The sequence below is a fragment of the Enterococcus sp. AZ101 genome (genome assembly GCF_050499005.1).
GTDB classification, from domain to species: Bacteria; Bacillota; Bacilli; order Lactobacillales; family Enterococcaceae; genus Enterococcus_L; species Enterococcus_L ureilyticus.
The window spans coordinates 291,309-315,069 of sequence record NZ_JBMHEZ010000001.1 but is presented as its reverse complement, the minus strand read 5'-3'; the positions used below and the strand labels follow the sequence as shown (position 1 = coordinate 315,069).

19 protein-coding genes and 1 pseudogene are annotated in these 23,761 nt (G+C 33.3%); 4 read left to right on the top strand and 16 right to left on the bottom strand.

What is annotated here, in order from left to right:
• Positions 1 to 22 precede the first annotated feature (22 nt).
• The gene (locus IGJ50_RS01490; RefSeq protein WP_429948553.1) at positions 23 to 2,197 is read right to left on the bottom strand and encodes an alpha-galactosidase; all 2,175 of its coding nucleotides are present in this window, start codon (positions 2,195 to 2,197) and stop codon (positions 23 to 25) included.
• A gap of 88 nt (positions 2,198 to 2,285) precedes the next feature.
• Here IGJ50_RS01490 and IGJ50_RS01485 point away from each other — a divergent pair, with 88 nt between their 5' ends.
• Entirely contained in the window at positions 2,286 to 3,077 is a 792-nt protein-coding gene (locus IGJ50_RS01485) for a helix-turn-helix domain-containing protein (RefSeq protein ID WP_207120965.1), read from the top strand.
• A 521-nt stretch (positions 3,078 to 3,598) separates the two neighbouring features.
• Here the strand turns inward: IGJ50_RS01485 and IGJ50_RS01480 are convergent.
• The 4 genes from IGJ50_RS01480 to IGJ50_RS01465 all read right to left on the bottom strand — a co-directional run bounded on the left by IGJ50_RS01480 (position 3,599) and on the right by IGJ50_RS01465 (position 11,549).
• Positions 3,599 to 4,489, bottom strand: a complete 891-nt coding sequence (locus tag IGJ50_RS01480) for a helix-turn-helix domain-containing protein (protein ID WP_069641439.1) — start codon at positions 4,487 to 4,489, stop codon at positions 3,599 to 3,601.
• A gap of 511 nt (positions 4,490 to 5,000) precedes the next feature.
• On the bottom strand, positions 5,001 to 7,412 hold the full coding sequence (locus IGJ50_RS01475; protein ID WP_429948551.1) for a hypothetical protein: 2,412 nt from the start codon (positions 7,410 to 7,412) through the stop codon (positions 5,001 to 5,003).
• A 595-nt stretch (positions 7,413 to 8,007) separates the two neighbouring features.
• The gene (locus IGJ50_RS01470; RefSeq protein ID WP_429948549.1) at positions 8,008 to 8,619 is read right to left on the bottom strand and encodes a hypothetical protein; all 612 of its coding nucleotides are present in this window, start codon (positions 8,617 to 8,619) and stop codon (positions 8,008 to 8,010) included.
• A 242-nt stretch (positions 8,620 to 8,861) separates the two neighbouring features.
• Complete coding sequence (locus tag IGJ50_RS01465; protein WP_429948547.1) at positions 8,862 to 11,549, bottom strand: N-6 DNA methylase; 2,688 nt, start codon at positions 11,547 to 11,549, stop codon at positions 8,862 to 8,864.
• Positions 11,550 to 11,936: 387 nt separating this feature from the next.
• On the opposite strand from IGJ50_RS01465, the gene IGJ50_RS01460 reads away from it, so the two are divergent.
• Both IGJ50_RS01460 and IGJ50_RS01455 read left to right on the top strand, forming a co-directional pair.
• Entirely contained in the window at positions 11,937 to 12,467 is a 531-nt protein-coding gene (locus IGJ50_RS01460; RefSeq protein WP_429948545.1) for a helix-turn-helix domain-containing protein, read from the top strand.
• A pseudogene (locus IGJ50_RS01455) lies at positions 12,455 to 13,300 on the top strand (IS3 family transposase); the annotation flags it as partial. The gene IGJ50_RS01460 and the pseudogene IGJ50_RS01455, both read left to right, overlap by 13 nt.
• Before the next feature lie 245 nt (positions 13,301 to 13,545).
• On the opposite strand, the gene IGJ50_RS01450 reads toward IGJ50_RS01455, so the two are convergent.
• From IGJ50_RS01450 to IGJ50_RS01400, 11 genes are all read right to left on the bottom strand, one after another.
• The gene (locus IGJ50_RS01450) at positions 13,546 to 14,526 is read right to left on the bottom strand and encodes an aldo/keto reductase (RefSeq protein WP_429948543.1); all 981 of its coding nucleotides are present in this window, start codon (positions 14,524 to 14,526) and stop codon (positions 13,546 to 13,548) included.
• A 589-nt stretch (positions 14,527 to 15,115) separates the two neighbouring features.
• Complete coding sequence (locus tag IGJ50_RS01445; protein ID WP_429948541.1) at positions 15,116 to 15,850, bottom strand: GntR family transcriptional regulator; 735 nt, start codon at positions 15,848 to 15,850, stop codon at positions 15,116 to 15,118.
• 122 nt (positions 15,851 to 15,972) lie between these two features.
• Positions 15,973 to 17,331, bottom strand: a complete 1,359-nt coding sequence (gene celB / locus IGJ50_RS01440; RefSeq protein ID WP_429948539.1) for a PTS cellobiose transporter subunit IIC — start codon at positions 17,329 to 17,331, stop codon at positions 15,973 to 15,975.
• A 5-nt stretch (positions 17,332 to 17,336) separates the two neighbouring features.
• Positions 17,337 to 17,834: a hypothetical protein gene (locus IGJ50_RS01435; RefSeq protein WP_207121605.1), complete on the bottom strand. Its 498-nt coding sequence runs from the start codon at positions 17,832 to 17,834 to the stop codon at positions 17,337 to 17,339.
• 725 nt (positions 17,835 to 18,559) lie between these two features.
• Complete coding sequence (locus IGJ50_RS01430) at positions 18,560 to 18,958, bottom strand: hypothetical protein (RefSeq protein WP_429948537.1); 399 nt, start codon at positions 18,956 to 18,958, stop codon at positions 18,560 to 18,562.
• Between the two features lie 18 nt (positions 18,959 to 18,976).
• Positions 18,977 to 19,270 carry a hypothetical protein gene (locus tag IGJ50_RS01425; protein WP_429948536.1) on the bottom strand — a complete coding sequence of 98 codons (294 nt, stop codon included), beginning with the start codon at positions 19,268 to 19,270 and terminating at the stop codon, positions 18,977 to 18,979.
• 2 nt (positions 19,271 to 19,272) lie between these two features.
• Positions 19,273 to 19,437 (bottom strand): hypothetical protein, encoded by a 165-nt coding sequence (locus IGJ50_RS01420; protein WP_429948534.1) that lies wholly within the window; start codon positions 19,435 to 19,437, stop codon positions 19,273 to 19,275.
• 61 nt (positions 19,438 to 19,498) lie between these two features.
• Positions 19,499 to 19,939: a hypothetical protein gene (locus IGJ50_RS01415; protein ID WP_069640246.1), complete on the bottom strand. Its 441-nt coding sequence runs from the start codon at positions 19,937 to 19,939 to the stop codon at positions 19,499 to 19,501.
• Positions 19,940 to 20,213: 274 nt separating this feature from the next.
• Entirely contained in the window at positions 20,214 to 20,366 is a 153-nt protein-coding gene (locus IGJ50_RS01410) for a GAD-like domain-containing protein (protein ID WP_429948532.1), read from the bottom strand.
• 256 nt (positions 20,367 to 20,622) lie between these two features.
• Positions 20,623 to 20,985: a hypothetical protein gene (locus tag IGJ50_RS01405; protein ID WP_429948530.1), complete on the bottom strand. Its 363-nt coding sequence runs from the start codon at positions 20,983 to 20,985 to the stop codon at positions 20,623 to 20,625.
• A 16-nt stretch (positions 20,986 to 21,001) separates the two neighbouring features.
• On the bottom strand, positions 21,002 to 21,979 hold the full coding sequence (locus IGJ50_RS01400) for a trypsin-like serine peptidase (RefSeq protein ID WP_429948528.1): 978 nt from the start codon (positions 21,977 to 21,979) through the stop codon (positions 21,002 to 21,004).
• A gap of 438 nt (positions 21,980 to 22,417) precedes the next feature.
• Here IGJ50_RS01400 and IGJ50_RS01395 point away from each other — a divergent pair.
• Positions 22,418 to 23,544, top strand: a protein-coding gene (locus tag IGJ50_RS01395; RefSeq protein WP_429948526.1) for an IS3 family transposase whose coding sequence is annotated in 2 segments (ribosomal slippage) — positions 22,418 to 22,673 and positions 22,673 to 23,544 — 1,128 coding nt in all. Because the reading frame shifts where the segments join, the coding sequence is not laid out codon by codon here.
• The last annotated feature ends 217 nt before the right edge of the window (positions 23,545 to 23,761 follow it).

Genomic DNA, 23,761 nt, shown 5'->3' with positions numbered 1-23,761 from the left:
GGGAGGCTTTTTAATGTATCGTTTACCCAATGACCGTCCAATGAATATAAAAACAATTGAAATCCCCTTTGATCCTTGGAACAAGAATACCGGCATGATTTAATTCACTACCGCTGTATATTTCCCCTGTACGCATATCCTTATAAAGAGCCGATTCCTCAAGATATTTTGTTTTTAAATACTGAATCGTTTGTGCTGCTTGAGCGAGTCCATTGGAATAGACAAGTAGCGCTTCTGTTTCGTTTTTGAATAGCCAAGCAGTGGAGCACGCCGCATCAAGTTCTTTTAAACGATAAAATTGCCCAAACTGTAATAGCCTACGATGCTTTTTATAAAATACAATTTGCTCTTTTATCATTTCTAGGTCTTGTGGCGATTGTTTTTCTATCGCTAATTCATAGCCAAAGTTTCCACTCATTGCAATTAAAAAGCGACTTTCCAAGGGGGTGTTTCGACCTACTTGATGATTAGGACTATCTGAAACATGAGCCCCCATCATAATTGGCGGATACAGATAGCTATAGCCGTATTGAATTTTCGAGCGACATAATGCGTCTGTGTTATCGCTTGCCCAAGTTTGTGGCATATAGGCAACCATGCCTGGGTCAAATCGACCGCCACCACTAGAGCAATTTTCAAAAAGGACTTGGGGAAATTGTTCTGTCACTTCAGATAAAATCCGATAAAGCCCTAGAACATAACGATGGCTCACTTCCTTTTGTTGGTCATTTGGTAAAAGAAAACTGCTCACTTCCGTTAAATGTCGATTCATGTCCCATTTTATATAATCAATTTTATTTGAAGAAAGATAGGCTGTCAGCATGTTAATAAGGTGATCTTGAACTTCTGGCAAACTCAAGTTTAAGACTAGCTGTTGTCGCCCTTGTGTTTGAGGATAATTTGGAACCTGTAAACTCCATTCTGGATGTTTCTCAAACAAGCGACTTTTTACAGAAATCATTTCTGGCTCAAACCATAAACCAAATTTCATCTTTTGTTGGTGAATAACATCTGCAAGATGCTCGATCCCATTTGGCAGTTTTACTTCGTTCACATGCCAATCACCTAAAGAAGTTGTATCATCTACACGTTGACCAAACCACCCGTCATCTAAAACAAATAATTCAATCCCTAAAGTACTCGCTAATTGAGCTTGGCGGATCAAATCCTCTTCAGTAAAATCAAAATAATTCCCTTCCCAAGAATTAAGTAAAATGGGACGTTCCATCTGCTGCCACTGCTTAGGAATCAAATAGGTTTGGTATAATTTATGAAATGTCTGGGAAAGTTGATTAAATCCTTGCCCACTAAAATTCAATACAACTTCTGGTGTTTGAAATGTTGCTCCTGGTGACAATTTCCATTCAAAGTTCTCTGGATTAATTCCGATTTGAATCCGTGTACTACCATATTGCTCTACTTCTGCTTGAGCAACAAAATTTCCACTGTAAATAAAATGAAAGCCATAAACGTCCCCTTGATCTTCATTCGTATACCGATCAGCAAGCCCCAAGAACGGATGATGTTGGGGACTACTTGTTCCTCTAGTTGATGCGATTTTTTGTATACCAGGATGGAGGGCTTGGCGATGGATTGTTGCTTCATTTGTATGCGCTCCATTAAGTGTTAGCAAGTCGAAGTCACAACGAGGAAAATCTAACAGCATCGAACCAGCATTTTCTATATAGACTGCTTGTGTTCCATTATTTTTATACCCCACACTCCGTGTAATGACAGGAAGATCTTCATATATCGTATAATACAACACCATCTCAAGTAACTGAATATGGTCTACAAGATAAATCGCTAAGGTTTGTGCTTGTTCTCCCCTTAGTGAAGGGAGACCCTCTAAAGATCGTTTGCCTTCTATAATTTCAAAGTGATCATAGACAAGATTGGTAATACAATATCCGTCTAGATTCCGAAACTGATAGTTACTCACCCGATAATCTAAGCTACCTTGTGTACTCGTTTCAAGTGGCAGCGTATTTAACGAAAAAGTCCGTTCTTCACTGATTGGATTCGTGGCAAAGCCGCGATCGATCATTTGCAGCTGATTGACTTGATGATACTCTGCTAAACGAGGACCAAAATACCTATGGGTAAGATATTTTTCTTTTTCGATACCAATGATATAACTAATTTCATTATTGCTCAGGTGAAAAACATTTTGTGATGCATCAAAATAAATTGGCATATTTACCATTCCTCTTCTTTTATTCTCTCCATGATATCGAGTATAATCAGAAGTAACAAGAAGAAATTATTTTAAGGAGGATAATAAATTGCAGAATTTTGTGCGTCAATTCCATTATATCGATGACCGACATTTACCACTCATCCGAGGCATTGGTGTCGGACAAGGAAGTATTCATTATGACTGGGATGCACGTCTTCGAAAAGAACAACTAATTGTTTTGCAAGTAACATTAAGTGGGCAAGGATTTATACAAATAGGAGAAAAAACTGTTAGCTTAACAAAAAATAGAGCTTTCTTTGCTAAAATCCCTGGAAATTTTCGCTACTTCGGTGAGGATTGGCAGTTTCTATTTGTAGAGTTTTCAGGAAATATGATCCAATGGTTGGATAGATCACTTGCGATCGTTGAACTCTCTGATTCATTTATTGAAATGTTACGAAGCGTTATTCTTGATCTAAAAATACGAGAATTAACCGTTACACAAAATGCCAAAATAGCATTTGCCCTTTTTTTAGATAGTAAAGAAGAGATTCAAAAAGAAATCCAACAAAAAACAGATACCATCATAGCTGTAAAAAAATATATTGATGAACACTATTTTGAAGATATTAGCTTGGATTTTTTATCTGAAAAATATGAGCTATCAAAATACAAGCTAATTCGACAATTCGAAGGCGCTTATAGCTCCCCACCAATCCACTATTTAAAAAAAGTTCGCATCCTTCATTCATTATCGCTATTATGGGCGGATGAAGCGGTGGAAATAGTCGCAAAAAAAGTTGGTTTTTCAACAGGAAACTATTTTAGTAAAGTATTTAAAAAAGAAATGGGAATCTCTCCTAGTGAGTATAAAAATAAAAGAACACAGTATTATTAAGGATTCGTTCCTTTTTAAGAGCTATGTTGATTGAGAAATTAGATAGATGGACATTCTATTTTTAATAGCATAAACAATAGTTTAATGAATTTATACAGATAATTATTGAATAGACTAGTATGTTACTTGATAATCTCTCTCGATCAATTAAATTACCCATTCATTGTTGAGGTATTTGTTTGAAACTGATAGAATGCCTTTTTATTATTTCTTAATAAGGATAGTTATTAGAGATAACGTTTAAAATGCATGCTATTATGTGAAAAATAATAACTATCATAGAAAAATTTTTCATTTCCATAACAAAAAAAGCACCTAGACAAGTGCCTTTCTAAATACCTTATCGACATAATCACAAAAAATAAGGCAGATTGCGACTACAAATGCACATTATTTACAATTTGAGTGAAAAAAATACAAATAATATGGTATGCTAATCATGTAATGAAAATTACAAAAAGCAACTATGTTAGTGGAGCGTATACTTGTCAATTTATTTTCAAGTATAACTGATGCTCAAACTACAAGTCAGCTTGAATAAATATTGGAATATCTTTGCTTTCTGAAATGATAGAGTAAACTTCTCGCTCAATGCTTTTTGCGAAATGCTGCTCTCCAAGTTTAGTTAATAAATGAATATAGTCAACTATATTTTCTTTATAACGGTCATCGCCAGTAATTAAATAGCTCGTTAAGTTATCTAAATACTGAATGACTAATTTATAATCAAATGTAAGACTGCCTTCTTTTGTAATGGCTAATTTTAAGTAATAACGGCTTTCTTCATATTCTTTTTTACGTAGCAGAGTCGTGATTAAATTATTGATCATGTTCTTAATGAATTCTGTTGTTTCAACATTTCTAATTTCGATATCTTTAACAGGCAAGACTTTTTTTGCTAGGCTCTTGATTTGTTTATCATTAAATAGAAAAATTGTATTGGATAACACCGCATAGTCATACTGAAAAAAATACTCTTTTTTGATTAGAAGATCATAGATTTGGTTTAATTCCTCTTGGCTCACAGGAGAAATTTCTTTCCAATAATTGGAGAATAACGTTTTTATGCCGATAAAATTTGCCATTTCTCTAAGATGCATCTCTTTAGAAAAGCTTAATTGGTTATAGTAGCTGAGTAGCTCATATTTACTTGATTCATCAGTTGGGTTATTACCACACTGTTTAAATAGTTTACGAAACTTTTTTTGTTCTATACTGTCTTCTAAATATTCTGAAAATTCTTCTAGTGGGATAGAGAAACGTTCTAGAATATCTGTTAACTCAGAAAATCTTAAAATCTTTTTGCCGGTCTCAATTTTGGAATAGACAGAGGTATCAGTATAGGTAAGAACATCTTTTTGCTTTAAATTTTTATTTTTTCTAAAAAAATAAAGTGCTTCTTCTACGTTCATTCTAGTTCCACTCCCTTTTGTACAAGTATAGCACATTATTACATATAAATTGTTTGAAATATTCTATTTTTGAAAGGGGGGATCGTTGTGATTACAGTTGCTAGTGCATTTGCTATTTCAGTTTTTATTTGGGTTAATGTTTAATTTTATTAGACAGCTATTATCTGAGATAACTGGATAATTATGTTGCAAATAGCCCATTGTATCTTTTTCGATACAATGGGCTATTTAGCAATCTAATTTTTTTATTGGTCCAACCATTCTACTATCCTATTACATCTATATCGTGTGAGGCATCATTATAAACATTAGTTCCTATTTTAAGTTTAGAATACTGATAAAGCCTAAAATAAAAAGGATAATTATGTTTTCACCAAACGTTATACTCGTAAATTAATAGGTAGACATAAAATCAAAACAGCATGAATTGTTTTTGTACCGCCGCCAATTTTTATGATAAAAAAGAGCTGAGCATTTTATCTACTGTTAAAATATGTCACAAAAAATTGTTCTACTGCTCTAATATAAATCGCGTACTTTTAATATATTTCGTATACGTCCCTTCTATCTCTAATTTATTCCCCTCTTCCCAGCCATCACCATACACATGGTCTAACCGTCCTAGATCGTCAAAGGTAAAAACCAGACTTACTTCATAGCCGTTCCTCAAAAATAACGTTGGCTCATCAGCTTTCAAGTCACTACTCTTTTCCATATCCATATAGAGATCTGTGTTGATTAAGTCTTTGGACATATCCAGTGATAAGCGATCATTTACTAATGAGCGGATATTATCGCTAAAATACTCATCATATTTTGCTAGATTTTCTTGTTTTTCACTTGAAAATAATATATATCGAATAAAAATTTTTACCGCCTCTTCGTAATCAACCACTTTAAGAGGCGTATAAGAATTTTCACCTTGGAAATTCCAACTATCACCAACTAATCCATTGATTTTTGGTTCATTATCTCCAGGATAAAATCTAAGGGTACAAAAAGGAGTATCTTTATAACGAATATAGACTATTTCTGAGATATCATTATCCGTTTTTTCCTTCGCTATAAAAGAGAAATCTGACATAGAACTATTCACATAAGGTTTAGCAGGAACAAAATCAGTCATCTGTTCTCGTAATAAATTATCATAAGTGAAACTAATTTTAAAAATGTCTTTTAATAACTGATTGTCTGTACTATAAAAAATGTAAATAAATCTTTCAGCTAATGAACTAAACGGTATATCTAAATCGTCAAAATTTACCGGAGTAAACTGCTCTATTCGTTCCCAGCCTTCCCCATAAATTTTGTCTATCTTCTGATTGTAATCATTTATCCCAAGTAGATTAATAGGTTCGTCACGATAATAGATGATGGTGTATTCTGTCAATTTATTTTTTTTGATTGTAAAATCACTTAATACAGCCTGTTCAAATTTGGGTTGAGCATTTAGCTGTGCTGCTGCTTCAATTGATACATTTTCCTCCATATAGTCAATCTGAAACTGTTTTTGCTGCTCTAATTGATTCGATAGGTAAAAAGCCTCAATAAATGTTCGCTCAATTAATTCTTCGTTTAAATCTTTTTCTACATAACTATCTTCTTCGTCTTCCAGCGAACTGGATAGCTGTTCAAGAAGTTTCGTTTTTGAAATTCTATGTACGGTATTCGGACCAGTATTATTAAATACAGCAAATATGAAAAACATAACGATCAGAACAAGTGAACAGAAGAACATTATTTTAGAAGATTCACTGCTTTTCCCTTCCTTTTGTTTCCTCTTTTTCATTTCATTTTGCAGGTACAAATAGTCTTGTTTATGCGTACGCCATAACTGTTTCTTCATTTCCTTTAAAGAATCTTCCAAATAAACTATTTCTTGTAATGGAAGCTTTTTCCACATCTCAAAAGCTATTACGTATTTATGTTGGAAAAAAAAGACATACCCTTCCAACAAGTAATAGAGTTGTTGAGGAATAATCAATTGCGCCTTCTTCCAGGTAATCGTTTCTTGAACTACTTGACGAGCTTGACTTTTCTTTAGTGCTTGGATATACGTTCTTAAAAATTCTGTTGTCTCATTTTTTTGACCCTCTTCAGTGGATAGCAGGGCGTTTTCAATTTTTGTTAAAATTACCTGATTTTTGATATTGCCGTGATCAATTTTTAAAGTAGTCAGAACATACAAATTTGACAGATCGTTGTCTTTAGAAAAAATGAGCTTCGCTCTGTCTATTTTTTTCTCGATTAAATGAACATCTGCATCACTTTCAAGCATACAATAAATAGAATAGCGTAAATTGAAATATTCTTCCCGACTGTTTCTATCAAGATCTTGTGCTATTGCAAATGAAAATGGCGGAACATGATATATTTTATATCTTAAGGCTGTAAAGTCTCCGTATACATAATTTTCTTGTCCAATTTCATCACGAAGCTCTAATAAGTCAAACGTATGAAATAAAAAATGAATAATTTCTTTTGCTATAATTGTAAAATGCTCAACTAGAAAGACTTGAATGCTATAAGAGTTTGCCATAAATTCATCAATAGACCATTCATTGATCGGTTCTACTAGCTTCTCCCAGTATGCTAACTTATAAAAATAATCTTTTTCCGCAACGATTCGTTGTAGCTGTGTTGAAAAAGGAATATCAAAAATACTACCATTCTCTTGATCATCTATTTGATCTTGTCGAGCTACCTCCGAATCTAAGATGTTTTCATCTTTTATAAGGATAGTAGCAGGCCCATCATCAGATGCTTTAGCTATAGCTAAGGCCGCATCAAAAGCTAGTTTTAATGCCTGAAATTCTTCTGGTTGTTCATCAGGAAAAATCAATTTCAACTTTTTAGCATACGCTTTCTTTATTTTTCTACTATCTGTTGTATAGTCAATCTCTAAAACTTCCCATGGATTCATATGCACTTATCACCTTCAAATTTAGGTTTCTACTCGATTATTTAGTTGAAAATCTGATTTTATTTTTCAAGGACTTCGTTACGCTCTAGTATCAGCTTTTGACTACGCTCTTTTTCCATTTTTACCAAAAAAAGTTCATCCCATTTCGCCAGTACTACTTAATTTCTAACTTTATCCTTATTCTATATTTTCAACTATCACTTGTTACGGAGCTGTCTCTAACACATTAATTACTTTAGCAATAATTTAGTAAGAACCAAATACTATGCTCTTTGTTATAAAATGAGTCAATAAAATTATAACATAGGAAATTTTTAGCTTTCGTCAAATTATTTTATTTTTTTTAAAATTATTGATAATAAATTAGTCGTAGAAATTCTTCTAGCATAAAAAAAGACACTCAAACAAGTGCCTTCAAAGATCCCTTATTGATTATCGCCAGTAATTAACAGCATGTTACATTCTCCAAGTACTGAATACCCCATTTATAACTGAACGTAACATTACCGTTTTTGATAGAGGCTGGTTATAAATAATAACGGCTTTCTTTCTGTTCCTTTTTATGTAATAACGTTGTACTTTAAAATTCGCATGATTACCAATTATGCGAATAATAATTGAAAACAGGGTATCGCTTTATCAAATATTCACCTAACTGTCGCTCTAAATTATTGACAATTTTTGACTCATCAGAATTTACAGGAATTATTAAAACATACGTAGTAAAGAAATTCATTTTAGCGTTTATTCGTTCCATTTCTTTTTTGGCCTCTTCAGAATCAATCAGAAACTTTACTATTAATTTTTGGGTTCCAGTACCAAAGATATCAAACGGATCAAACAAATCACCGTAACCAGATTTTTTAGAAAATGAAGTTCTTCCAATCGTCACGATCATTCCATTATCTCGAAATGAAACCCAGAGATAGTGATATTTCTCTTTCTCGCCGGACCTTTTCATGATCTCTTTTTTTACTTCCTCTTTGTTCATATCAGAAACGAGTATCGGAAGATTATCAGCAATCATCAGTTTGTTCGGTTTTTCTTTTATTATCCACTCTTGTGTAGATCTTTTAACTTGTTGAACATGATTCTCTGCTGTAAGGTTCTCCTTATATTTTAAGACCTGAATTTTGGCCATTTCATCTCTTATACTCCAGTTTCTAGGTCGTGTAAACTCTTTTAAAATTTTTTCTCTATCATTCATCTATTAACTCCTACTCCAAAATTCTTGATACTAGCCCTATTTATGATACAGTTCCATGTATCGTTAGGGGATGATATTAAAGAAAAACTGCTGGCATTAATCCTAAAATAGGATTTACCAGCAGTCTAAGCTCGCGTATTTCATACTTGCAATAGTAATACACTTAATCTAACACAATATTTTCAGAACATTGATCAATACTCGTAAAGTATTTTCGTTTGATTATAAACCTTCTCAAACTGTTAAATATTGTTCATTGATGAAAATTTCCCGAATTTGATCAAATGATTAAATTTATCATACAGCTCGTTCAAAGAGAGTAATATTGTTTCTCTTTCTCTCATATTATTAATGATTTGAGTTTGGTTTTCTTTAGAGTATTCACCAGCCTCGTTAATAGGTATCTGAATTTCAATATAAGATATCAGATTGTCTCTATTTGATTTGATAGTATACCCAAATCCAAACCTTTTTTTTATATCTTTTATTGCATAATAAACATACTCTGTTTTTATATTTTTATTTAAAACTTTAAAAGCTAACCTACTTGTATTCAGATAAAATGGCGTTTTGTGCAAAATAATATTGGTTCCTGCAGTACCATCTCCATCTGTCGCTACTGAAATAAACATCTCTTTTTCAGTAGCATCAAATAACGCTTTTGGAAATCGTTTTTTACTCTCTACAGCATCAAAGAAAGCTACCGGTTTAGCAGCCGCAGTATATACTGGAATTCCATTTTCTCTCCTCATAGGGATATATTCTTTCTGCTTTAATCCGAGATTCTTAGAAGAAAATTCAAAATCCTTCTCATTTAATGAAATATCAACAAAATTGTAATGCTCAAATACTTCTGCTTTTTTATCCAACGCTTTCAACTCCTCAAGCATTTGGGTTATTGTACTTGAGATATCTTCTAATTCTGTTTCTAAATCCTCATAAGATGTGACAACATCTTCAACTTCCAAATTCAGCTCTTTTCTGATCTCTTTACTTATCAACATGTCCGACATCCACAGGTTGTTTTCTTTGTAATAATTTATATCTTTCAAAAAAATTTGTGGCTTATCTGCTTTATAGTTGTCTTTGTCAAAATAAAACTTTTTATATTCTATTTCCAAAGTATTCAAATCATGCAAGCTAGTATTCACTCTATTTGCATCTAAGCTTTCGCCAACATCCGTAACAATGTAATTAAACACTTTGTTCGTTTGCTTGATCCTTTTCGCATTCTTTTTTGTTAAACATAAGATATAGGTCTTTTTTGGGGTAGTATAAAAAGTCCTAGACGGTAACGATATGATCCCGTCAATTATACATTCCTCTATAACGAAATTTCGCAAGTTTCTGTCACTTTTAGTATGGAAAAAACCATCCGGCAAAATCACAAATGCCTTTCCCCCATTTTTTAAGGATTTTACAATATTTACCAAAAATAATCCTTCTTTGCTGCTAGCTGACACATTATAATACTCGTTTAAAGAGGTATTAGAATGAATATAGCTATGATATACACTTAGCCCTTTTCTAACATAAGGTGGATTTGATAGGATTAAATCATATTCTTTCTTAATATTACTTAACGAACCAATACTACTTGAATGAAAACTTTTGAATACTTCATTTAAGTATCTTGATATTTTTTTTAATGAATAATTTATTTCACTAGCTTCTGCTATATAGTTCGATAATAGAACAGTCAATGAAGCTTTTGCAAGAGTGATTGTTTCAGGATCAAGATCGTAGCCGCTGTATCTTAATAAAGAAGAAAAATTATCCTTCTCAAAATTGAACTCATTTTCAATTCCACGCTTTATCATTGTTTCTTGAATAAATCCACCAACACCACAGGCTGGATCACATACAGACTGATCTTGAGTCAGCTTGGTTACTTGTGCCATTTCAGTAATAGAACGCACAATATTTCTTGGTGTAAAAAATTGTGCCATTAGTTTTATCCCATTTGTGCCTTTTAAAAATTCTTCAAAGAGACTAGACTTAAATTCAATAGAAACGCCCTTCAAACTTCCAAATGCCCTGAACTGTGTTAATATATCAAAAAATAACTTGTCTTGATTATTATCAGCTTTTAAACTAAGCCCATTGATAATTGAAGTATGATCCTCTCCCACTGGAAATAGTTCTTTTATTCTTGTTCTAACCGTATTTTGGTAAAATTTCAAACAATGTTTCTCACCTTTTTGGTATGTATCTTCAAAGGATATTTCAATCCCTTCATCGTTCTCTTTGATTACTTCCAAATCACTAAGATACTTGTACATGAATATTTCAGTAAAGGTCATTAAACATTTTTTAGGATCATCTCCAGTAGCTAGCCAAATAGATTGCCATACTTTTTTGGCTAATGCCGTTGGATCAGTCATGACTTTTTCAGAATCCAAGACAGACGAGGCAACTGTAATTGACTTAATTATCTCAATTACAGTTAATTGTGAAGCACGGTCACTTGTAAAATCGTCGGTAATGATAGCATCACCCTTCGAATCAATAATTCTGTTGACGTTTAGTTCCTCATAGACATCAGAGCTAAACGTTTCATCGTGAATTAAATCTTCTGAGCCGATATTAAACCAATAAAATGAGGAACCGTTTGTAATAGCGCCCAGATGTGTTTGAGTCGCCCAACAATACTCTGAAACTTGTCTAATCGCATCCGTTTTTTGTTTGTTTGTTTTTAGCTCTTTCGGATCTTTATATTCAATAATTGCTTTAATTTGATAGGGTTCTTTTATACCTGATAAAATGAGACCATCTGGTTTCTTTTTTAGAAATTCCTTTTTCACTTTATTCTTTATGATGTTTGATCGGCTTAGGTCCTGGAAAGTCGTGTTTCCTATATTTAAGTACTTATATTCTCCAATTGTAATCATATTTTCTAGAGATTTTTTTTGATATAACTCTTCGCTCAATTTAATCCCTCCAAAATTCACTTCATTGGAGTTATCATACCATAATCTGTCGTTTTTTTCTTTATCACCAATTATCTTCCTCTCTACTTCCGCCCTTTATTTATCCTTGTTTCAGAGTTCTATAACAAATAGCTAGGTATGAAACTTTTTGAATAGTAATCAAGTTACTTGCGATATACCCCATCTTTTATTCGCGAACAAGTCATCAACTTTTGGTTAATAAGTAAAAAATATCCATAATTATGATACGGTTCTGCGTATCGGAAGGGGCTGATATTTTCTTAAATCTAAATTGATTTAAAATGTGATTGGGTCATAACTCTACGAGTTATGATGTGACCCCAAAAAGTTGTACGTGAAAAATACAATTTTTGGAGGTTATTTTTTATGAGTTATTATGAGGTAGAATTCAAATTAAAGCTAGTGAAAGAGTACCTAGAAGGCCCTCTGGGCGGACGAGCCTTGGCTAAAAAATACGGACTCCCATCAAATGCCTTAATTTACAATTGGAAATACTCCTATCAATTATTTGGGAAAGAAGGGCTCAAAAGACACCGTTCACTGACAAAATATACTAGTGAATTTAAGCGAGATGTATTACACTTTATAGAAACGACAGATGCTTCTTTCGGTGAAGCAGCAAGACAATTCAAGCTGCCTAATGGGTCGATGATTTCTCGTTGGCAACGGAAATACATCGCTGGTGGTCAAACTGCTCTGTCCAATCAAAAAGGGAGACCCAAAAAAAGGATGAATAAACCAACAAAAAAACAGCAAGAAACAAGCAAACTATCTCGTGAAAAGGAATTAGAGCGTGAGAATGAACGTTTGCGAATCGAGGTCGAGTATTTAAAAAAGCTACGGACTTTCCAACAAACTATTATGGCGAAGCGAAAAGACGAGTTCAAACCAGAATAGCCATAGAACTTATTGGAAAGTATCGTCAAGATCATGTATTACAAGCGATTAAGCTACCGCGTTCTACCTTCAATTACTGGAAAAAGATAATGAGCGAAGAAAAAATGACTCACATAGAGAAATTGATTCAAACAATTTTTGAAGAGAATGATCGCAATTATGGCTATCGTCGAATCAAGTTGGCTTTAGTGAATATGGGCTATCAAATCAATCATAAGAAAATCAGACGAATTATGAAGAAATATAACTTAGTATGTATAAGCTTTACACGTCGTTCAAGAAGGTATCGATCTTACAAAGGTTTGGTGGGAACCTTGGCTAAAAACAAGGTGAATCGCCGCTTCTTTAGCACGATTCCAAAACAAAAAATCTTTACAGATATTTCAGAATTCCACTATACTGAACGAAATTCCGAAGGAATTAAACTAAAAAGAAAAGCCTATCTCAGTCCTTTTCTTGATGGTTTTAATGGAGAAATCATTGCCTATCAATTTCAGCAAAAACCAATGTTGGATTGTGTATTGATTCCTTTAAAAACAACCATTAAAGAAAGTAAAAAGACCAACTTTCGAACAACAATCCATTCCAATCAAGGGTGGCATTACCAAAATCAACAGTATGTTAGACAATTGAAGCAAGCAAAGTTATACCAAAGTATGTCAGGAAAAGGAAATTGTTTGGACAATGCATTAATGGAAAATTTCTTTGGTCTAATGAAACAAGAAATGTATTATGGTCGTAGTTTTTCTAGCTTTGAGGAATTAAAACGAGTAGTTACAAATTATATTGATTATTACAATCATCATCGGATAAAAGCAAAATTGACAGGTTAATCTACGTACAACTTTTAGGGCGCACATCATTACAACTCAATCACTTAGAATCCAAATAAACAGTGGACGCAGAAGCAACCACTACGCTTCGCTTCGATCACATCAAATTCTAAGTGCTAAAGCACTAAGATTTGAAGGCTTCGGAAATAAGCTGAAATTGCTGTAAAACACAGCAAGGAATGAGTTGATGTTGCACAGTACCTACGTGGTTCTCGGGGTTAAACACTTCTATCCCATCCTCATTTTTAAACGTGTCCTACTACTTTGTGAGGGATATAAGGTTCTTCTAAATAAAGAACATCATCTGGGCTTAATTTAAAATCTACGGCACCCACCGCTGTTTCAATATGATTCATTTTAGTTGCCCCAATGACGGGTGCAACTACTGGATTTTTTTGTAGTAACCATCCTAAGGCAATATTCACTTTATTTGTCTCATATTTAGCAGCCAATTCAGCAACACGCTCTATAATTATCTGATCTTTAGCAGCTGTTTCATCATATTTAGCTTTTTGTGCATCATCAGTGGTACTTCGTTTGGTTGCTTCTGTAGCACTTCTAATTAATCGCCCTGATGCCATTGGACTATAGGGTGTAAGCGCAATTTTCTCAGAAAGACAATAGGGAATCATTTCACGTTCTTCTTCACGATAAATCAAATTCAAATGGTTTTGCATAGAGACAAATTTTGCCCAACCTTTTTTTTCTGCTACATGATTTGCCTTTTGAAATTGATAAGCGTACATCGCAGAAGCTCCAATATATCTTGCCTTTCCAGCTTTGATAACATCATTTAATGCTTCCATTGTTTCTTCAATAGGCGTAAATGGATCCCAACGATGGATGATATACAAATCGACATACTCTGTTTGCAAACGTTTCAAACTCTGATCTATTTGAGACATAATGTCTTTTCTTGATAATCCTTGACCATTTGGGCCATCAAACATTTTTTGGTGAACTTTTGTTGCTAGCACAATTTCATCTCGATTTGCGTAGTCCTTCAGCGCTTTACCTAAAATTTCTTCACTTCTACCTAAAGAATAAACATTTGCAGTATCAAAAAAGTTGATGCCCAGTTCTAGCGCTCTTTGAATCAGCGGTCTACTTTCTTCCTCTTCAAGTACCCATTTATGAATCCAGTTTTTAGGGTCTCCAAAGCTCATTGCACCTAAACAGATTCTTGAAACGTCTAGTCCCGTATTCCCTAATTTTGCATACTCCATCTTTATCATCCTCTCACTTTTATACTCGTTCTATATTTTATTATACAACTTAAAGTACACTTTAACACAAGGTTTATATGAACTTAGTGTAAAGAAAGTTGAACTAAAGGATATGTGAACAACTATGAACTAAAGCAACGCGAACTCGTTTTAACTTTCGTTACGCACCTCTATCCTCTTCATAAACTGTTGTCCCGAATTTTAAAGATATTTTTTCAATTTTTTTAAACACCATTAACTCTAAATTGCCCCACTTAAACTAACTTCCTTTTGAAGGTTATTATTTTCCAAAAGATACATTCGTTTCGTCTGGAGCAATACAGACCTATTATCCGTCTTTATAAGCTCCCTTAACTCCTGATGCTGGCTTGTTAACCATCTTGGTACCCGCTCTTCATAAATTTTTGGTAAATTGAGCTGCTTTCTCTATATACTGCTCAATAGAAGCTGCTCCAACTTATATTCCATGTACCTGAAATGATATTCCAAAAAAATCTGCTACACTTTTAAAAAGCTGACTTTGAACCTAAAATGTTCAAAATCAGCTTTATTTACTCATAAAACTAGTAGCTCAGCTGAACTTTTTAAATCAGTATGTTTTTTTAAACATAAATAACTCGGCTTTTCGATAATCATAACAAATTTTTGAAAATGCTAATAGCTTTCCTGAACTTAAAAATGTGTCATCTCTGACCACCAATGTTGGAGCACCTATAGGTAATTTAAAAAAACTTGCACCAGGCTCAGAAAGTGCCTCACTACTAATGACTTTGTCAATAAAGCCTATTTTTATGTTTTTATCCTGTTCAAAATAGTTAAAAACTGAATCATACAAATATTCTTCTGGAATTTCTTGAATAATTGACTGTAAAAAGTAAGATTTTTCGGCTAAGTATGGCTTATCATCCAGTGTCCTCAAGCGGTTAACCTCAATCAATTGAACATCCGGAGACAATGTACTATTTTTAGGTAAGAAATCTGCTGCTGTCACATTCACAATCCTACGACTAGCTTCTATAGTCTTGATCGTCCGCCCAGGTCGTGCCATTTCTTCCGTTATTCCAATGTTATTTTGTAAGTTCAGTACTTTTTCATGGCGTTCTGGACGTATAAAAGAACCAATACCTTGAGCTTGATAAATAACCCCCATATCACCAAGCTGCGCCAAAGCTTGTCGGAGCGTATAACGCGAAACACCATAATAAGTCATCAATTTTTGTTCACTTGGTAACTTTCTATTTTCATCTGCCAATTTACCCTCTTGTATTTCATCAATCATCTCTTTGACTAATGATTTAATATCAAATGAATTCTTGCTTTGCATCTTTAGACACTCCTTTTTTATTATGCCTAACGAATAGTAGCTTATTATTTATCTTATACCAACTTATTAAAGCAATACCTCTTACTTATATTCTTTCAGCAACTTCTTTGTTTACTTCGGTGCTATACATTTTCTACAGTAGCGTTTGCTTGTTCATCTTGGTACAATTTTCTATCATAAAATTTAATAAATGGAAACCAAATTATAAATGCCACGGCCGCACAGACGATCGCTAATACAAAAGCTCTCCAATCGCCACCTGAACCAATAAATCCTGACAAGCCAAGTGGTGTTGGCCACGCAACTTGAGCTATCGGTGGATTGACCATACCGAATTTTATTGCAAAATAGGCTACTGACATTGAACTCATTGGTGCTAAGAAAAACGGAATCGCTGTATATGGATTGTAGACAACTGGCATCCCAAATAAAATTGGCTCATTAATATTAAACAATGATGGTACAACCGCTGCTTTACCTAAAGCACCTAATTGAGCTGATTTTGCAAAAAACGTGATGAAGATAACCATTCCAAGGGTTGCCCCTGAACCGCCAATCGTTACAAAACTATTGTTAAATTCACCCGCAAAAGGAAGATTCGCTCCATTTTGATTTTGAACCATATTTGATAAAACAATCGGTGTTAAAAATGACGTAACGATTGTTGCACCATGAATTCCGACTATCCAAAGTGCATGCATCAAGAAATAAATAACCAATAATCCAACCCAGGTATTGGTCAAATTTGTTACAAAACCAAACGGAATAGCAATCATTTTAAATATATCTGTTCCAAGAGCAACTAGTATGCCATTAATAATAATAACAGCCAATGCAATCATCACAGTTGGAATAAGAGCTGTAAAAGAATTTGAAACACCTGTTGGTACAGTTTCAGGCATTTTGATCACCCATTTACGCTTCACACATAAAGCATAAATTTTAACAGCAATGATCGACATAATAATTGCAGTAAAAATTCCTGTTGTCCCTAGTCGTGTCACACCACCTGACATTTCCCAACCATCAATAATTTTTTTATCATCAGTCACAACATTCACCAATGTAGCAACGCCACCATCAAAAATCAATTCCGGTAAACACATGAAGTAAGCCATCATAGATAACAATGCCCCATTCATAGGATTTAGATTGAGTTTTTCTTCTTGTGCTTGAATTTTTGTATACTCGTAGCCGAAAACGATACAAAAATAAAGTGCCAAAATCCCCATAGTTGCCATATTAGCAAGCATATACAAGCTCTCAACTCGCTCAAACGAAACTTCCCATATTCCTTTTAACACCGGAAAGCTCTGCGGTAAAACAGCAATAATCAGAAACATTGATCCTACGATTGTAAATGGAATCGAGGCCATCCCAGCAGCCATAACGCCACGAACAATTCTAAACTGTGAGATTTTACCCATAGGTCCCATTAAATAGTTATTCAAAAATTTAAATAGTTTGTTTTCTGAATCCATGTTTATCACCTTTCTTTTTTTACATTATTTTCAAAAATTTCCATATGTCTTAAATAAGCATCTTTATTCTGTTCAATTTGCCAAACACGCCATTCGACAACAATACCAACTAGACACCCCACAACAAGACTTGCAAGTAACAATCCGCGTCCTTCATTATTGATAAACGGAAAGAGTAACTGTTGCTGCCCTGTTAGGATTATTATAATTCCTAACAAATTACTAAATATCTGTACAGCATATCCCGTTTTAGTAATGAATAAATGATTAGACGGATGCCAATATTTAATAGTCTGTTCAATTATGATAGCGATATCAATTACAATTAGCAACAAAGGTAGAATAATCCAGATACTCAAAGCTGAAAAAAACAATATACTCCAATATAAATTGATAAAGAAAAACATTGCAGTAATGTAGCGAAATAGTAGAAAGCGATTGAAAGAGATGCTTTTTAACTTAGATTGTTTAGTTAATTCTGTTTCAGCTGATATATTTTTCATTTTCCTTTCCTTCCTTTTACGTTTAATGAAGTCCTCACGCCTCCTCTAATAATAAAGCATTTTTGTATCATTACTTCTTTTAGAGTTACTAGCAACCTTACTTGTTCGAACAAGTAAAGAGTAACACATTATCGCAATTATGTAAACGCATTCTTTTTTAAAAATTTGGATACAGAATGCTATTTTAAAAATAAAAATGACAACTTTAGATGATTAGGATAAATAATACTTTAGTTAGAAATTAAAATTAGTAAGTAATCCTATGTCCTTTCTTTTTTGAGCAATCAGATACTAACAATCCCGTTGAAATGTTCATTCACTCCCTTCGTGATGTAACGATTTTCTTTGTTATCAAACATTTTATTCCCTTCTTGAAATACAAAAATAGACCAATCACCATTTAAGATGATTGATCTTCATAGATATAATATATGGTTGTTTTTGATAAAATACAATTGGTTATTAATAACTTGAGTAACTATTTTTGGTTAAGAAAACATGTTGACGTAAAAAACTTCCTCATAATATCATCGAAAAACAGCTAAGTAAATCTTGTAGACCCCTGTGTTCTTCAAAATGATTATTACTTTCTTAGGTAAAATTTTATTGAATATTCCCTATAATATATGATGTTTGGTTCAACGCATATGCCATACCATATAACAGAATTTTGGTCACTTGAAAAAAGCTCTTCTCTAGAGTTTATCTAATGATTCAAATAGGTATTACTTCACATATTTTTCATCATATTTTGAATAATCAGGTTGTTTCTCTCTGTTCATTGCATAGCGTAAATAAGGTTTTTTAGTATTAGGAACAACCATAATAGCAACGGTATCATCTTTTTTTTCTGGGAAAATAATTTGTACTCTCCCTACTCTCCCTATTTCCATTTCAAAATATTTTTTGCCCTCAATCGTACCTGAAGTGATTTGATTGACTTCTAACTTAACATCATTTACGGTCATTGTCGTATCCGTGATTATCATTTCTGAAATTTCACCAGAATCATTTTGTACGTGCCAAGTTCCTTTAATGCTCTCAGAATTTTTACATGAAACGAGTGAGAAAAAAGTGATTACGTTTAATACTATCACGTAAAACTTTTGTTTATTATTCAACATTTTCTTCCTCTTCTATTTTTATTCCTCTGTTTCTTGTTTTACTTCTTCATACCATGACATAAAAATGTCAGAACTATGAAGACCATCAGTATTAGAATACATAGGATCATACTGGTATTTAGCTTTCAAACTATTTTCGTGTACATCATAGTACAATTTGAATTGTGTCGGTACTGGTTGTTCATATTTCTTGCAAACTTCTTCTATTTTTTGTAAGTCTTCAGTCCCTATTCGCAGAACAGCCCATTTTCTATCGGAAGATATATCATATTCTTTTTCCCCTTCAATTATTGCAGAATTGACTTTATTCATGGTTACAATTCGACCATGGATTTGAAAGAATAAATTAAAGGAATACCCCCCATTTTCAATAGAACCATATAAGTAAATTTTTCTGCTCGATCTTCAATAAATTCTTTAGCGATATCAACCATATCTGCTTGCCATTCCATGAATTCATCTTCAAATGTTTTTGTCATTACATTACTCCTATGCCTAATTCACATTTTCTTCTTGATAATATTTCCGATATTTATTATGTTAATTATAGTATTTCTGTTTTAGATGTTCTACCTTCTTGATATCAGTTCCATACACCATTGTTCTGTAAAACATTCTTCCATCATTGGAATATGGTAGCTCTTCCTGATCAAACTTAATGTTCATTTTATTCAGTTCTTTAGCTAATACTTCTGAGGTATTCTTGTTCTCTGTAGCAGAAATACAATGGGTTCTAGCCCAATTACTTTTCTCTAATTTTGCAGCTAAGTAGCCAACTAGTTCTTTCTCAGTATTAAACTGTTTTTCTGGATATACCTGACCTCTTTCAGAATAAAATAGTTCAAGTTGTGAACCAACTCTTCTTACTCCATATCCTTCTGGATTTGTATTTTCACTCAGGTGAATTCCAAACTGATTAAACCCACCATCATCTAACCATTGAAAAAACTCTTTTATTGTTACTGGATAATCTGTACTCAACCATACCACACTCCTTTACATCTATAGTAACAAAAAATTGAACGATTTTAACCTTCTAAATTAAATAAAAAATAGCAACTACCCATAATCTCAAGATAATTGCTGTAATTATTTTATTCAGTTTTGATGCCATATGATTTTATTAATCGATTTCTTTTGGTGCTTGTTCGTTCACTCCCTTCGTGATGTAACGATTTTCTTTGTTATCAAACATTTTATTCCCTTTTGAAATCTTTGACTACCTTGTTTTAAGATATCCTCACAATCTTATGTATTAAACAACCTTTAAATATCCATCTATGAAAGTACCAAATCCATATTCTTTCCAAAGTTCAACGACTTCTTTTGGTACTTTATTTTTGCACTTTTCTAAAATTTTTACTATCAACATTTGTCTCTTTTGTAAATCATCAATATTAATTTTCAACTCTCACTCCCTATTCAGTCAATTTTATCTTCTTATTTGTATCGTCTGCCAAGAAAAAAAGATCAACCATCGATTAAGATGATTGATCTTCATATCTATAATCTAGTAAAGTTAATATGAATCTCAATAACATAAAACTATTTTTTCTTTTAAGTACTTACTATTAAGAATAACTCCTACAAAACACCCATTAAAATAATAGGTTCATCTTAATGAGCATAAATGATTCAATTAGTTGTTAGTACATACTCTTTTATTATTTTATTTTTACATCTGGCTCTCTTTCATCAGACAAAGTTGTCAACGTAGTTCTAAAATCATCTGATACTTCCTCTGAATATTTATCAGTATAATCAAAGTCTTCAACTTCTTTTACTTCATTACTATCAAATATTATATTTGGTTCTCTTTCATCAGACAAGCTTGTAAAAGTGGTTCTAAAATCGTCTGATGCTTTTTCTGATTGTGTACTGGTTCTATCAGTATTTGTATGTTTTTCTATTTCATTACTGTCAGATGTTAGATTGTCATCTCCATTATGTTCTCGATTATAAAATATGATAGCAACACAGTAAATAGCTATAGCACTCGCAATGATAATTAGTTTCTTTTTTATCAAAAATCATACTCCTCAATTAGTATTTAGACATAAAATCAAAAATAGCATTATTTATTTTTGCGCCGCCGCCACCAGTTTTTATATTATTTTGTGAATATCCATATGCATGATTCGCTTCTAATTGATTGTTACTAGGATTGTATACTCCCCCTCCACTTGAACCTCCAACAGTTAACCAGGGATACTTCAAAATACTGTTCTCAATCCAAGTATTTGTTCCATATCTAGTTACTAATGTTCTACCGTCATCTATATCACCATCGTACCCGTTAAGCCGTAAGTAACTACTTTTTGCAGTAGTATATCCAAACCAACCTGTACTATTACCAAGATTGCTATTTAATTTTACTACTGCAACATCTCTTTGTTGAGCGGCAATTGAAGTTCCCGTTGACTGAATATAGCCTCCAAAAGTATATAAAATACTTCCATATGCCATATCAAAATCAGTAGCATTATTTTTTACAGCAGGATAAACTCTGACCGTTTCGGCCCAGCCATAACTTCTATCATAGACAACGTGGGCCGCTGTAACTACTTTGTTAGAACCAATTAGACTTCCTGAGCCATGACCTCTAACTAGCTTACCATTTTTTGCTCTAAAATCACAAATTATTAAAACAGAAGCTCTATATGGAAATATATTAGGATTTGAAACCCTTTGTCTGTTATTAACAGCTGCCCTATTGTTTAAATTAACATCAGGTTGTATCGTTTCAAATGAATAGTCAAATCCTTCAGATGTTCTTGGAAATCCAATATCATCAGGTAACTCTGTTTTTCCTGCTCTTGATAAAGTCGGAGGAGTCTCAACGACAAATGCTTCTGAACTTTTAATGGCTCTTAAATTTGAATCTGATTCCTCCAGTATAGATATATCTCCTTTGTTACTAATAATTTGTTCTTCAGCATTTGAATGACTAGCTCCTTGAAACAAGAAAAAAATAACTAAGAAACATACCACTAATACTTCAACCCCAAATTTTTTCTTCATAATTACGACCCCTTTCATCTTAATAATAACATCGTAACCGTTTCCAAAGATTAATTCAATACATTTTGTTATTTTTTTCATCTAATATAAAAAATGGTATTCATAATCTAAAGATTTTATGTTTCAAAAGAATACCATCTCATTATTGTAAAAAGAAACTTTGATCAAAAAAATATCCCTATTTATGATACGGTTCTGCGTATCGTAAGGGAATGATATTCTTCTACACAAAATACACTATCAGCCTTATTAAAAATTCTATGCAGAACAACTTGTTCCCTCCTTAAGATTAGAATACCCTACCAAATAATTTATAGACCCTATACAAAATAACAAGACTGTAAACATTTGGAATGTTGTTTTGTATAGGTTACACTTAACTGGACAATAAAAATAAGGTGTGTAGACTGAAGATAACACAATCAGGAGTGAAACCACATGTCCAGAAAACCTAGAAGAACCTTTACAACAGAATTTAAAGCCCAAATTGTCGCACTTTATGAGAATGGCAAGAGCCGCAAAGACATCATCGTCGACTACGACTTAAACCCATCTACCTTTGATAAGTGGGTTAAACAACACCATCAGTCAGGGTCCTTTAAGGAAAAAGATAACCGCACTCCCCAAGAACAAGAACTACTTGATCTGAAAAAGAAAAACCAACAATTGATGATGGAAAATGATATTTTAAAACAAGCGGCGCTGATATTCGGATGCGAATCCAAGTAATTAAGGATAATCGCCATAAATACCCAATAGCAGCGATGTGTCGATGTTTAAACGTGCCAAGAAGTACTTATTACTATGAAGCAACAAGAAAAAAAGAGGACGTTCAATTGGAACAGCAGATTCAAACTATTTTCCGTAAGAGCCGCAATAGCTATGGAACGCGACGAATCAAAGAAGAGCTAGAGAAACTTGATAAACGTGTATCACGAAGACGAATAGCGCAAAAAATGACGAAGCTGGGCTTAATTTCAACTTACACTATCGCCCATTTCAAACCGAAGAAAAGTCAGTCAAACGAGTCAGCAGTTAAAAATGTTCTGAACCAAAAATTCACGCAAGAAACACCTTTGACCACAATTGTCAGTGACTTAACCTACGTTAGGGTCGCCGGTAAGTGGCATTATATTTGTACATTGGTTGATTTATACAATCGAGAAATTGTGGGGTACAGCTCAGGACCGCGGAAGGATGCGGAGTTAGTTAAACGGGCATTTCAACAAGTTCAACGTCCTTTGACAGATATTCAGTTATTCCATACGGATCGAGGGAATGAATTTGATAATCAGCTAATTGATCGCGTTTTAGAAGGGTTCCAAATTCAGCGATCCTTAAGCAAGAAAGGCTATCCTTATGATAATGCCGTTGCGGAAAGTCTGTTTAAAACCTTGAAAGTTGAGTTCATTTATCAGTACTCGTTTAACAGTCAAGAGCAGTTATCTCGAGAATTATTTGATTATGTGCATTGGTACAACACCAAGCATTTGCATAGTACACTTAACTATCAATCCCCTGTTGCGTTTCGAATCCATAACCAACAGGGACAGCGATTGGCATAGCGATTCGTTGACAATGAGCATAGGTGTGAGAGTCTATAGGGAACTAGCCCCTGTCTTAAACCTGAGGGCAATAATGCCAGTTCATCGCAGCCTATGACGGCTCGTTGTCAACGGCAATCAGTTAATAACAGAACTCTGTCTAAAGCGCCTTATAATTTCTGTACAGGAAAGTGTTGACATTCCACTGTAAACATTTGGAATGTTGTTTACAGTCTTA